This is a genomic window from Cytobacillus praedii (assembly GCF_001439605.1).
In the GTDB taxonomy this organism is placed as follows: domain Bacteria; phylum Bacillota; class Bacilli; order Bacillales; family Cytobacillaceae; genus Cytobacillus; species Cytobacillus praedii.
Map to the genome: position 1 here is coordinate 1 of NZ_LMBX01000019.1, position 12,417 is coordinate 12,417.

The 12,417-nt window shown below is 37.3% G+C and carries 11 protein-coding genes; 7 read left to right on the forward strand and 4 right to left on the reverse strand.

Going from position 1 to position 12,417, the window contains the following annotated elements; genetic code table 11:
• The first annotated feature begins 449 nt into the window (after positions 1–449).
• The gene (locus tag ASU02_RS18255; protein WP_057766274.1) at positions 450–776 is read left to right on the forward strand and encodes an ArsR/SmtB family transcription factor; all 327 of its coding nucleotides are present in this window, start codon (positions 450–452) and stop codon (positions 774–776) included.
• Here ASU02_RS18255 and ASU02_RS18260 read toward each other — a convergent pair.
• The 3 genes from ASU02_RS18260 to ASU02_RS18270 form a co-directional block, all read right to left on the reverse strand.
• Positions 773–1,696, reverse strand: coding sequence for a cation diffusion facilitator family transporter (locus ASU02_RS18260; protein WP_057766276.1), 924 nt, complete (start codon positions 1,694–1,696; stop codon positions 773–775). The two genes, ASU02_RS18255 and ASU02_RS18260, sit on opposite strands and share 4 nt — an antisense overlap.
• 182 nt (positions 1,697–1,878) lie before the next feature.
• Positions 1,879–2,139, reverse strand: coding sequence for a YiaA/YiaB family inner membrane protein (locus ASU02_RS18265; RefSeq protein ID WP_053477928.1), 261 nt, complete (start codon positions 2,137–2,139; stop codon positions 1,879–1,881).
• A 184-nt stretch (positions 2,140–2,323) separates the two neighbouring features.
• Entirely contained in the window at positions 2,324–4,174 is a 1,851-nt protein-coding gene (locus tag ASU02_RS18270) for an LTA synthase family protein (protein ID WP_232426291.1), read from the reverse strand.
• A gap of 219 nt (positions 4,175–4,393) precedes the next feature.
• Here ASU02_RS18270 and ASU02_RS18275 point away from each other — a divergent pair, with 219 nt between their 5' ends.
• The 5 genes from ASU02_RS18275 to ASU02_RS18295 all read left to right on the forward strand — a co-directional run bounded on the left by ASU02_RS18275 (position 4,394) and on the right by ASU02_RS18295 (position 9,435).
• On the forward strand, positions 4,394–5,305 hold the full coding sequence (locus tag ASU02_RS18275) for a DUF4003 family protein (protein ID WP_057766278.1): 912 nt from the start codon (positions 4,394–4,396) through the stop codon (positions 5,303–5,305).
• 325 nt (positions 5,306–5,630) lie between these two features.
• Positions 5,631–6,803, forward strand: a complete 1,173-nt coding sequence (locus ASU02_RS18280; protein WP_408607288.1) for a carboxylate--amine ligase — start codon at positions 5,631–5,633, stop codon at positions 6,801–6,803.
• A 30-nt stretch (positions 6,804–6,833) separates the two neighbouring features.
• The gene (locus ASU02_RS18285) at positions 6,834–8,339 is read left to right on the forward strand and encodes a Mur ligase family protein (protein ID WP_057766281.1); all 1,506 of its coding nucleotides are present in this window, start codon (positions 6,834–6,836) and stop codon (positions 8,337–8,339) included.
• A gap of 38 nt (positions 8,340–8,377) precedes the next feature.
• Positions 8,378–9,094 (forward strand): cysteate racemase, encoded by a 717-nt coding sequence (gene cuyB, locus ASU02_RS18290; RefSeq protein WP_057766283.1) that lies wholly within the window; start codon positions 8,378–8,380, stop codon positions 9,092–9,094.
• A gap of 29 nt (positions 9,095–9,123) precedes the next feature.
• Positions 9,124–9,435, forward strand: coding sequence for a hypothetical protein (locus ASU02_RS18295; protein ID WP_057766285.1), 312 nt, complete (start codon positions 9,124–9,126; stop codon positions 9,433–9,435).
• Positions 9,436–9,876: 441 nt separating this feature from the next.
• Here the strand turns inward: ASU02_RS18295 and ASU02_RS18300 are convergent, their stop codons facing one another.
• Entirely contained in the window at positions 9,877–10,803 is a 927-nt protein-coding gene (locus ASU02_RS18300) for a nuclease-related domain-containing protein (RefSeq protein ID WP_057766287.1), read from the reverse strand.
• A 321-nt stretch (positions 10,804–11,124) separates the two neighbouring features.
• On the opposite strand from ASU02_RS18300, the gene ASU02_RS18305 reads away from it, so the two are divergent.
• The gene (locus ASU02_RS18305; RefSeq protein WP_057766289.1) at positions 11,125–12,390 is read left to right on the forward strand and encodes a murein hydrolase activator EnvC family protein; all 1,266 of its coding nucleotides are present in this window, start codon (positions 11,125–11,127) and stop codon (positions 12,388–12,390) included.
• The last annotated feature ends 27 nt before the right edge of the window (positions 12,391–12,417 follow it).

The window sequence follows — 12,417 nt, forward strand, 5'->3', positions numbered from 1 at the left end:
ATGGACAGAGAATATTCAAAGGTAAAGCTGAAAACAATTGCTTTTGATTTTACACAATAATCCGGACTTGACTCGATGAACGAGCAAAAACTGTCCTCAATAGGGGGGATAGACTCCCGAAATCACGATGAACCAGTAAAAAACATCCTCAATAGCAGCTATAGGCTCCCGAAACCACGATGAACGAGTAAAAACCGTCCTCAATAGCTGCTGTTGGCGCCCGAAACCATGAGGAACTAGCAAAAACCATCCTCAATAGCTGTTATCGATACTCAAAATCATGTTAAAAACAGAGGAAACTGTGCCCAATTTTCTTTATTGAAACTGGAAACTATCGATAAGTATAATGCATCCTTATTTTGTTGGTGAATAGCATAAAAAAATCATGGGTTTTGCTTAAGCCCATGATTTTTTCCAGTTCAAGTATTGTTATAATAAGGATAGGGGAGATGATCACTTTGGAAAAAGATCAGCATTTTAACTTAACAGAACTGGATGAAGAAACGCTCTTTATCGTTTCACAAACTTTTAAGGCGTTGTCAGATCCAACAAGGATTCGTATTTTGCATTTATTATTTGATGGCGAGCATTCTGTAAATGATATTGCCGAAAAGCTGTCTTTGCTGCAGTCAACGGTTTCCCACCAGCTTCGTTTTCTAAAAAACTTGCGTTTGGTGAAATTTAGAAGGGAAGGAACTTCCTTATTCTATTCATGCGATGACGAGCATGTAATGGATATTTTAAGACAAACGATTGAGCATGCGAATCACCATTAATTGCAGCTACCATGATGATTCGGGCAGCCATGCTCTGTTTTTTCAATTTGAATCGTACTATGCTCAATCTCAAAATCATCGTGAAGGATTGTTTGTGCTCGGTGTAGGATGGTATCATGAACACCTTCTCCCTCGATTACCATATGGCAGCTTAGCATAGGCATCCCTGATGTAATCGACCAAATGTGCATGTCATGCACTTCTTTCACTCCTTGGATTTTTAATAATGATGATTTTACTTTGTCCATCTCAAGATTTGCTGGTGTACCTTCCATTAAGATGTGGAAAGACTCTTTCATTACTCTCCAACCACTTATTAGAATAAGTATTGCAACAATCACACTTGCGATAGGATCGGCGATTCCCCAACCAAAGAAAATCATAAGTAAAGCGGCAATGATCGCTCCAACTGAGCCAAGCATATCGCCAATTACATGAAGGAAAGCACTGCGAACATTTAGATTTTCCTCTTTATCTCCTCGCATTAATATCCACGCTGCAACGATATTAATAAGTAACCCAATGGTTGAAATAATCAGCATTCCTCCACTTAGTACTTCAGGCGGATTCCAAAAACGCTGAAATGCTTCATAGAAAATATAAACGGAGATAACAATCAGTGTCAGCCCGTTGAGAGCAGCTGCAATAATTTCAAACCGTTTGTACCCATATGTTTTTGATGAGGAAGCTTTTCTTTCCCCTAGCTTAATTGCGAACAAACTCAAGCCTAATGCTGCAGCATCGCTCAGCATATGACCAGCATCTGATAGGAGTGCAAGGCTGTTTGTTAATAGACCTCCAACAACTTCGACAATCATAAAAGATGCAATGAGCAGAAAGGATAAAAATAAAGCTTTTTTATTGCCGGTATGTCCGTGTGAGTGATTATGACCATGTGAATGTCCGTGGTGATGTCCCATAAAGGATACCTCCTAATTTATTATATGAATATATGCTCATATATATTATGATATAAAATGGAAAATAGTTCAACAATTAATTAAATTTAAATGAAAATTAAGTTCTTAGTTTTAACGATTGCATAAAAAAATATAAATAAAGAAAAAAGGAAGACACCTGAATTTGTGTCTTCCTTGCATAATTAATCAATCTTATTAAGGTTTTGTTTTCTTTCTTGCTCTGCGATGATTTCGTTGTCCTCAGCGTTATCTCTTGTAACCTTCTGAGTAAGGATGGCTCCAACTGCAACAAGAATCATAACAGCAATGTAATAGCCTTTTTCGTTTAGCTGAAGATTATCGGCGTTGTATAAACCGATGGAAAAAAGAAACACGCCTGCAAAGAAAGTAAAGTAGGCTAAGACGGTGAATGCAGTTGTATTTCTCCTTCGATATCGTTGCATACGAATGACCTCCTAATGATTCTGGTAATCTATTTGTTCAATAAAGCCTAGTTTGTTAGAAAGATAAAGTTCGTGTTAATGAAAGAAACTGTAATGATTATACCATATTTTTACTTGTTTGGAAGTGGGTATTCAGTCATGAAAAATTAAATACAGCCTTCATATGAAGGCTGCATTTGGTATGTTATTGCTTCTCTTGTTCTTTTCGAATATAGTCAGAGTACTGCATAATTTGCAATGTATTATCAATATTTTTCTGCATATTCTTTGTGTTTTTTGTTTTCTTCATTGTTTCCCGATTATACAATAGCGCAGGCAGTTTAGCGCTTGGTGCTGTGTATAATGTATTATCACTGATAAATGAGCCGCCTGGCATGTAATAGCGCATACCGAGCAGATTTTTTTTGTATTGAAAAAGATTATGTCCAATCATTTGCGAATCATGCTCTATTCCCAGCAGGTTTAATAATGTAGGCATAAGATCAATTTGGCCGCCCAACTGGGAGTGTGTTTCCCCGTTAAAGATTCCGGGGGCGTTAAATATAACAGGGACAACAAAACGGTCATGTAAATTGTAATCATGCCCAAGCATTTCTTTTAACAGCTGTTCATCCTTTTCTGTCACTGGTGCCCCATGTAAGCCTGAGTGATCTCCGTAAATGAGGATGAGTGATTGATCATATATGCCTAGTTCCTTCAATGATTGAATAAACTTCCCAATCTGTTCATCCGTATATCGAACCGATTGGAGGTAATTCCCAACATACGTATCCTTATAGGAATCTGGCAGGTTAAGATATTCGTACTCATCTGGCATTTCAAAAGGGGTGTGGCTTGTTAATGTAATAATATTTGAGTACATGAGCGGATGATCTTCCATTTGATCAGGAAGCTGTTTTTCTACATAATTAAACAACACTTCGTCTGCTGGTCCAAACCCAATTTCCTTCTCGTTTGGAATTTCCTCACTAGTATAAATATAGTCAAATCCAAGAGCAGGATATAACTTATCTCGGCTCCAATATGTAATATCATCAGCATGATAAGTGGCTGTTCCATATCCATTTCGTTCCAATGTGTGTACAAGGGAAGGGATATCACTGCCATCAATGACATTTACGGTTGGATCCATGCCCTCTGGGTAAAGGGAAGTGTGCATAATCCATTCAGCATCTGACGTATTTCCAGCCCCGATCTGCTGATAAACATGATCAAAATAGGCACTGTCCTTCAAAAGCCTATTTAAGTTCGGTGTAATTTCTTGCCCGTTAATTGATTTGTTTATAACAAATTCCTGCAAGGATTCCACCTGGATTGTAAATACATGACGATTCTTAGCGAGACCGAATGTATCATGTTCTGAAGGTGGAACAAAAGCATTCCCCTTTAAATTCTCTAATTCTTTATCGGATAGATGGTCGTTCTTTGCAAGAGCAGTGCCAATTCCGCGTTCATAAAATTGTACAAATTGGGATTGAATATACCCATGCTTCTTGGCAAAGTAAGATACATCCACTAATGGATAGAAAAACGCAATTACTGTTGTAATTAGTCCGGCGCAGCTAAAGGCAATAGTCCATTTTTTAATTGAGGCAAAGGAAATTAACTCAGACTTTTTAGTAATAAACCAAATAAGCGGCAGGATTAGCACAACATCTAAGAAAAATAGAAAGTCAAATGGGCTGCCTAGAAGGGCAACTGTCCCACCTACCGAATTTGATTGGTATATTTGTTTAACATCATAATAGGAAGGAATTGTTGAGAAATACCTTGTGTAATACATAATAACGATAAAAAGCGCAGACAAACAGAGATTAAAAAGCCAGATAGAAAGCCATCTTCGCTTTTTGAAAATAAGAAGAAGACCAGTTAGCATGAGTGCCCACATGGGAAACTCAATGAGAACAATATGGAAAATAGACTTGTTATCAAAAATAATCATTTGAAATGCTGTAATTTTGATTAATAATACAAACATAATGAGTATAAAAGGGCAGGAAATATGGTTTTTTAGATTCATATTCCACTTTTGCATACAAAAGCACCTCTAACCAAAGAATTCAATTTTCTTACCTTGCAAACAAAAGTATACCTGTAAGTATGTCTATTTGCTATGCAATTTATAAATGTCTGAGAAATAATGGGTTACATCCATTATGACGAAAATGTGCAGCAAAAAGATTCAAAATAAGGAAACTTTTTTTCTGACATTTCGTAAATAAGAGTAACTATAGCGGGATCGGAGTGATAAACATTGGAGAAAAGATTACTTGAGGAGAATATAGAGGTACTGCGTAGGGCTGCTGGAAATTGGATGGATCGCCGCCTGGTGCTTATGACAGCTGCTCAATTCGCTGCAAAGGGGAAGAAAATCGATGGTCAAGCCTTTATTAAAGTCTCTGATCTTGTTAAAAGCAGTGCATCCATGTTCTCACCGCTAAGAGGAATACATTTTCCAATGACTGGTCTGATTATGGCGAAGGATAGCCATCCAGAAGTGGAAATTAGCCGTTTACATCAAAATTATCAAATATTGCGTAAGGCAAATATGCGCTCATCTGCGTTCACATATATTGCAGCATTTTTATTAGATGATGATATGGATGCGAGACGGATTAGTGCTATATATGAAGAAATGAAAAAGCATCACCGTTTCCTTACTTCTTATGATGATTACCCAGCTGCTGTGATAATAGCTAAACGGGATGGAAGGGTAAATGAACTAATAGAGATTTCCGAGCGTTATTACCGCGGGCTGAACGATAAGGGATTATGGAAGGGGAACAATCTGCAATTCTTGGCTAATATGCTTGTAATGTGCGGGGATTTTCAGCACGAATTAGTGAGGGACGTAATCTATGCGAAAGAAGAGCTTATCCGGCGCGGTTTAAAGGTGAAGGACATTCATTATCCTGCACTTGGCGTCATTGCACTTACAGGAAGAGTAAAGGAAGCTGCCAGCATTGCTGTTAAGCTATCAGAAATGAAAGAATTTAAATGGTATAAAGAGATGGCTATTACTGTAGCAGCAACCTTTGTCTCGCAGGATTATATTGACGCATCCGCGGAACTGACAACAGCCATTCATGCGATGATTCAGGCACAGCAGGCATCGGCTGCAGCAGCCACTGCAGCTGCTGCGGCTGCTGCCTCTTCAGGAAGTTAGGGCATATCCATAATGGGTGTGCTCTTTTTCAAAGAAAAAAGTATAAATGTTGATTCAAAGAGACGTCAAGCACAATCGAACGATCATCGTACGAACTCCAGGTCTTTTTCAGATTGTACAGTGATGATTAAGGAACTCGTGCTTTTCTTAAATTGACCGAAAATGTAGTTAATTTTGTCTATGAAAGGAATGTGAATAAAACCATAAAATACCTGTGCTATTTGTCTGAAATTCCTTATTATCTCTTGCATGGTTACGTATTTCTGTGTCAATATCTATATATTGATGAATGTCGTTATAATAGATATTCGAGGAGATGAATAAGTTGAATAAAGCAGTTATTTTAGGTTGTAATTATTATATAGGTTTGAGTACCATCCGATGTCTGGGTGTAAATGGAATACATACAGTTGCAGTTGATTATGCTGGAGCTGATACATATGGTGCAGAATCGAAATATTGTTCGGAGCGTCTAATTGCTCCCCATTATAAAAAAGAAACAAAAGCTTTTGTGGAATTTTTAATCGAATATGCGAGCAAGCAAAATGAAAAGCCAGTTCTTATCCCTTGTCATGATTCATATGTAGAAGTAATTGATGAGTATTTAGATGAACTAAGGGAAAACTATCTGATTCCTCAAACCAAGAAAGGTTTGTATTCACAAGTCATGAATAAGGAAGCTCTTCATGCACTGGCAGTGGAAAAGGGAATGCTTGTGCCTGAAACGGTTCGAGTCAATGAGGAGAACTTTTTTGAAAAAATCGACTCGATCATTAAATATCCGTGCATTGTAAAGCCGACCGATTCTCCTACTTTTGTAGCTACTTTTAGAAGAAAGATTTTTAAGGTTCACAATAAAGAAGAGTTAGAAGAGGCTCTGGCGAAAGCAGAAAAAGCTGGCTTAGAGGTAATTGTACAGCGGATTATCCCTGGGTTTGATGATCATATGTATACATTTGATGCGTATCTAAATCAGGATGCAAAGGTTACGCACTGGGTAACATGCCAAAAGCATCGTCAATATCCAATTAATTTTGGTGCTTCAGTATATACAGAGCAAAAATATGTTCCTGAACTTTATGAAATTGGAGCAAAATTTTTAGAAGAAATCGGTTATAAAGGGTTTGCCGAAATTGAGTTTAAGAAGGATGCGGAAACAGGGAAGTATTATTTAATCGAAATTAATGCAAGAATTACAAACCTAAACAACCTGTTGTATAAGGTCGGCATCAATTTCCCTTATATTACTTACCGCGAATTGACTGGTTCTCCACTTCCGCCAAAAGCGGTGAAAGAAGATAAAAATCGCGTATTTTGGTACGCTTATGAGGATATGTTAGCGATAAAGGGTTATATTCGAACGGGTCAACTGACAAGAGGCGAAGTGTTTAAATCACTATTCAAGAAAAAAGCCTATGCCATCTGGGATTGGCAAGATCCGAAGCCAGGGATGATCTACTTCAAGAAAACGGCTGGAAAGATGCTCAAAAGAAAATAATCGATAGATGCAGAAAAGAGGTAGTAAACGATGCAGTTAGAGGAACTTCTACGTTCGATAAAGGTTGAGCGTGTTTATAATGACAAAGATATGAGGATTAACGGTGTTTCTTACCATTCACAAAAGGTTTCTAATGGACATCTTTTTGTTTGCGTTCGCGGATATAAAACGGATGGACACAAATACCTTGCTCAGGCAGTAGCTAATGGAGCAGTCGCTGCGGTCGTGGAAGAAGTGCAGGAGGCATTTGATATCCCGCAATTTGTTGTGAAGAACAGCAGAATTGCTCTCGCACAATTAGGGGATGCCTTCTATGATCATCCTTCGAAAAAAATGAAGATGATTGGTGTTACAGCGACAAATGGGAAAACAACTACATCTTATATGATCAATGCCATTCTTGAAAATGAAGGCTTTAAAACAGGATTAATCGGAACGGTTTCAATCAAAATTGATGATATGTCAATCCCTGCGGAGCTAACAACACCAGAATCATTGGATTTACAAGACTACTTAAATCAAATGGTTGAGAAAAATGTTTCGCATGTTTGTATGGAGGTATCTTCAGCTGCATTAGAGACTCATCGAGTGGAGACAGTTGATTATGATATTGTGAGTTTAAACAATGTCAGCCGTGAACATATTGATTCACACGGTTCATTTGAACAATATTTCGAAGCGAAATCCAGTCTCATTCGAAATGCAAGTGAAAGAAGCATTGCTGTTTTAAACCTGGATGACCCTTATTCTGCATCACTTGTTAATCAAACTAAAGCAAAGGTGATTACATTTGGCGTAAATAGCAAAGAAGGGCATATCCATTGCAAAAATTTAGATTTAACAACGGGAAGAGCAAAGTTTACAGTTGAGATTTTGAAAGCATTTAAAGCGAATGGGGCAGAATACATCCCTGGAGAATTTGATATCGAGCTGTCAGTTCCTGGTCTTCATTCTGTGTACAATTCAATGGTTGCGATTACGGTAGCGCTGCTTTCTGGTGTAGCTGTGTCAACGATCCAGTATACATTGAAAAACTTTGCTGGTGTAGAAAGACGATTTGAATTTATTTATGAAGAAGATATTAAAATAATTGATGATCATTTTGCAAATACAGGAAATATCAACGTAACACTGCAAACCTTAAAGTATATGGATTACAAAAAGCTTCATATAGTATATGCCATTCGTGGGGAACGCGGACCAACAGTTAACCAGGAAAATGCGGAAGCGATTGTTGAATGGGCAGCGAAGCTTGGTTTGAATGAAATCATTGCGACGAAGAGCATTTCTCATGTGACTGCTAAGGATAAAGTGACAGATGAGGAACAGCGTGTCTTTGAAAAGGTAATGGCTGAAGCTCGTATCCAAGTTGATTTATATGATGAATTGCCAGATGCCATTGCCCGTGCATTGAATAAGGCTGAAGAAGGGGATTTAGTTCTTCTAGCTGGCTGCCAAGGAATGGATCACGGAGCAGAGATTGCTTTGCAATTGCTTCGGGAAAAAAATGAACTTCGTATTGAAATACTTGAATAGATCGTAGTATAAAAATTGTTAATTGAGAAGGTTGAGTTATGGGAAAGAAGAGCTTAGGTGTTATCGGCGGAATGGGACCGATGGCAACATCTGTTTTTTTTGAAAAAGTAATTGAAAATACAGTAGCTGGCGCTGATCAAGATCATATTAATATGATTATTCTTAATCATGCTACATTACCTGATCGAACAAGTGTGATTTTGAATAAAGAGGAAAATACTTTTTTAGATGCGGTTGAAGAAGATATAAAACTGCTTGAACGTGCTGGTGTAGCAAATATTGCAATTCCATGCAATACGTCACATTATTTCTATGACAAGATGCAGGAAATGACCGGAGTCAATATTATCCATATGATTGATGAAACGTGTAAAGAAATTCATCAATCATATGGTGATAATAGCAAGATCGGAATCTTAGCAACAAATGGTACGGTAAGCAGCGGCATTTATGAAAAGGGATGTAATGCTTATAATATGCAGCTGTATAAACCGAACAAGGTCTATCAAGAACAAATTATGAATACAATTTATAATGTAAAGAGTGATTTGGACATTGATGTGAATGTAATTGAAAACATTATAAAGGACCTCATTCATAATGAAGGCTGCAGCTGTGTCATCCTAGCATGCACAGAGCTGTCATGTTTGAAACTAAGTGATGAAGTAATTCCATACTGTGTAGATGCAATGGATGTACTTGTCGAGAGGTCGATTGAGTATTCCGGTGGAGTTGTGAAGAAAGCGAAAAGCTGATTGAAGTCATTTTGAGGGAGGGGTATGTTTTGAAGCTGAATGAAGTTGAGAAATTCGAGGCGTTTTTGTCAGAGTCCTTTGGCGATGGCGTACACATAAGAGAATTACGCTTATCTAATGAAGAAACAGAATATATTAAAAAGACCTATCCTAAAGCCGTATTTAATAAAAGCTTTCAAAAGGAAACTTCAGACGGAAAAAACTGGTACAAGGTAACACTCCTACCTCCAACTAAGAAAGACAATCAGGATGAAATCACAGCAATCCAACAAGAAAACCTGAGGCTTAAACAGGAAATAGAAATCCTTAGAAGAACGATGAAGATTGATAAAAGTAAATAACTCGGAAACAAGCCGCTTGGGATGCTGAGCGGCTTGTTTTTTTAAAAAAGTGAATTATCAAAGTGGCAAGGAAATGTTTTTTGCTAACAAAAGTTATGGTAACGAAAGGCAAAGAAACGTGCCCGTCATCAGAGAAAAAGAGAAGTCGTGGTAACGAAAAGTAGAGAAACGTGCCCTTCACCAGAGAAAAAGTGAAGGTATGGTAACGAAAAACAAAGAAACGTGCCCGTCACCAGAGAAAAAGTGAATGTGTGGTAACGAAAAGTAGAGAAACGTGCCCTTCACCAGAGAAAAAGTGAAGTCATGGTAACGAAAAACAAAGAAACGTGCCCGCCACCAGAGAAAAAATGAAGGTATGGTAACGAAAAACAAGAAACGTGCCCTTCACTAGAGAAAAATTGAAGTCATGGTAACGAAAATCATACTTTGGGAAAACAAAGTTTAAATAAAATGAGGATCAGCATAATAAGAAGTTCTTCCCTGAGGCACAAGTGTAAAATGCTTTGAGAGGATTCGTCGAATAGTTTTCTTAGATTCAATTATTCTGCACCATTCATGAATAGAAGTCGTGGTTATTTTATTATCAGGGTAAAGAAGTTTAAACTCGATTATACTTCGTAAAACACCAGTCTCCACTTCTTCTTTGTAAGCACAATTAATACATATTAGTGTATCTATCTTGTAAATAACATTCAATGATTTACAGGAACCGCAACTAATTCCCTTTTTAATATTGTCGTAAGTATATTTAGGTAATCTTTTGTAAGGAGATTCTTCTATATGAAGTGCGGCTATTTGATTAGCAAACTTAATGTTTTGATTTTTTATCATTAATGGTTTTGGCAACTGTTTCGAAAATCGTTTCAACTGAGTGGGAAATATAATAGGCTGACAGAGAGGAGCTTGATAGAGTTGAAAGTGGGGGTTAATGAAAATTATTTTAGATTTGATAGCTACTTTCAATCCAAGGCTTTGAAGCAATTGCCTGAGTAAGGATTTACTTCGTTCCAATTGTAGTAAGGGATTCTTTATTTCCTTCTTTGTTAAAGTAAGCCATCTTCCGTTTTCATCAATAAAGAAATCTCCTTCAAAATTTTTTATCTCGAAAAAATAGAGAGTTTCATCTGCTAGCAGCAGCGAATCTATTTGAAAAGTAGTACGATTGTATTCAAGCAATAAATCATTCAGGATCAGCCAATTCTCTGAACCTGGCAGATCGTTCAGCCACGCATCAAACTGAATTTCTCCCTCAAACCCTTTTTCAAGGCTCCAATAATACTGCACCTCTTCATCTGATAAATCCATGCGCCTATTCAACATTCGGTAAAGCTTTAATTCTTTTGATTCACTCCGGGGGTTAATAACCATAGGCATCCTCCTCCTATCAAGATTTACAATCATTCTATGAAATATTACCTTTTTTTACAAGAGCTGGGTTCTACTGAAATATAAATGTAATAATTTTGGGGATTAAATTTATAAATGACAATGCTATAATATAAAAGATGTGAATATACAACAAAATATGACTCGTTTTCCCAAAATAATATACAACATTCTACATACTACCTCATAAATCATCCGTAAAATTTCGCCAAAACTAGACAAATGAGGATTACTTTTCTATAGTAATAGAATCTTAAAGTACATAGATTATTTTATAGTAATAGAGAGGAGACATGGATCAAATTGAAACGAAAATTTCTCGCTCTAGGAATAGGTATCATTTTAGGCAGTGGCAGTTTACTCATGCCTATGTCAAGCACTGCTTATGCAGTAACAAATAAGCAGCTAGAGGAAAAAAAGAAAGATATACAAGAAAAACGTTCAAACGTTCAATCAGAGATTAGTCAAAAGAAAGATGACTTAGTGCAAATTGGGGAAGAAAAATCAGCAGTTCAGAAAGAACTGGATAAATTAGAACTTACAATTGCAGACACGGAAAATAAAATTAAAGAAAAAGAAGCGCAAATTGCATCTGCTAAAGAGGAGATTAATAAACTCCAACAGGAGATTGCGGTTCTAAAGGAACAGATTAAAAAGAGAGACGAGCTATTAAAGGAACGTATTCGTTCAATTCAAGAAAATGGCGGCGTCATTAACTACCTAGACGTATTATTAGGTGCGCAAAGCTTTAGTGACTTTATTAACCGTGTAAGTGCGGTTACTTCATTCATGGAAGCAGACCGCGATTTGCTTCGCATGCACCAAGAAGATAAGGCATTGCTTGATAAAAAAGAAGCAGAAGCACAGAAACAATTAGAAGAACTTAACAAAAAATTGGCTGATCTTGAAGGGATGAAGAAGACCCTTAATGGTCAACAAGTTAAAAAGAATAAGCTGTTAGAAGAGTTAAAAGAGCAGGAAAAAGACATGCATGAAGAACTTCTTGTATTTGAAGATGAAGCAGCGATTCTTGCAGCACAGGAAAAGGCAATTAAACGTGAAATTGAAGCGTGGAATAAGAGACAGCGTGAATTAGAAGAGCAAAGGAAAAAACAAGCCAATGCACAAGGAAACAAGGTTGGTTCAGCTCCGGAAATTACAAATGGAGTATTTATGAATCCTGCAACAGGCAGATTGACATCCCATTATGGACAAAGATGGGGAAGATTGCATTCAGGCATCGATATTGGTAAAGGTGGCCGAACAGAGGCAGTTCCAATTGTTGCTGCTGCATCGGGTTCGGTGATCAAAGCAAATTTTGATCGCAGCTACGGAAATGTTGTCATGATTACACACGTAATTGATGGACAAGTCATGACAACCGTTTACGGTCATATGGAATCTCTTTCTGTATCCAATGGAGCAAGTGTTGAAAAAGGTCAGCTGTTAGGCTATATGGGGAATACAGGTAATTCCACTGGGCCGCATTTACACTTTGAGATCCATCATGGACCTTGGAATGGAAGCAGATCGAACTCTGTAAACCCTCTTAGATATGTAAACTATTAAGTTATTGAAAAAAGGCACTCACCACTA

Coding starts and splice junctions, on each gene's coding strand:
- cuyB (WP_057766283.1), top strand. CDS start 8,378: ATGGGAAAGAAGAGCTTAGGTGTTATCGGCGGAATGGGACCGATGGCA.
- ASU02_RS18255 (WP_057766274.1), top strand. CDS start 450: ATGATCACTTTGGAAAAAGATCAGCATTTTAACTTAACAGAACTGGAT.
- ASU02_RS18285 (WP_057766281.1), top strand. CDS start 6,834: ATGCAGTTAGAGGAACTTCTACGTTCGATAAAGGTTGAGCGTGTTTAT.
- ASU02_RS18270 (WP_232426291.1), bottom strand. CDS start 4,174: ATGCAAAAGTGGAATATGAATCTAAAAAACCATATTTCCTGCCCTTTT.
- ASU02_RS18300 (WP_057766287.1), bottom strand. CDS start 10,803: ATGGTTATTAACCCCCGGAGTGAATCAAAAGAATTAAAGCTTTACCGA.
- ASU02_RS18260 (WP_057766276.1), bottom strand. CDS start 1,696: ATGGGACATCACCACGGACATTCACATGGTCATAATCACTCACACGGA.
- ASU02_RS18265 (WP_053477928.1), bottom strand. CDS start 2,139: ATGCAACGATATCGAAGGAGAAATACAACTGCATTCACCGTCTTAGCC.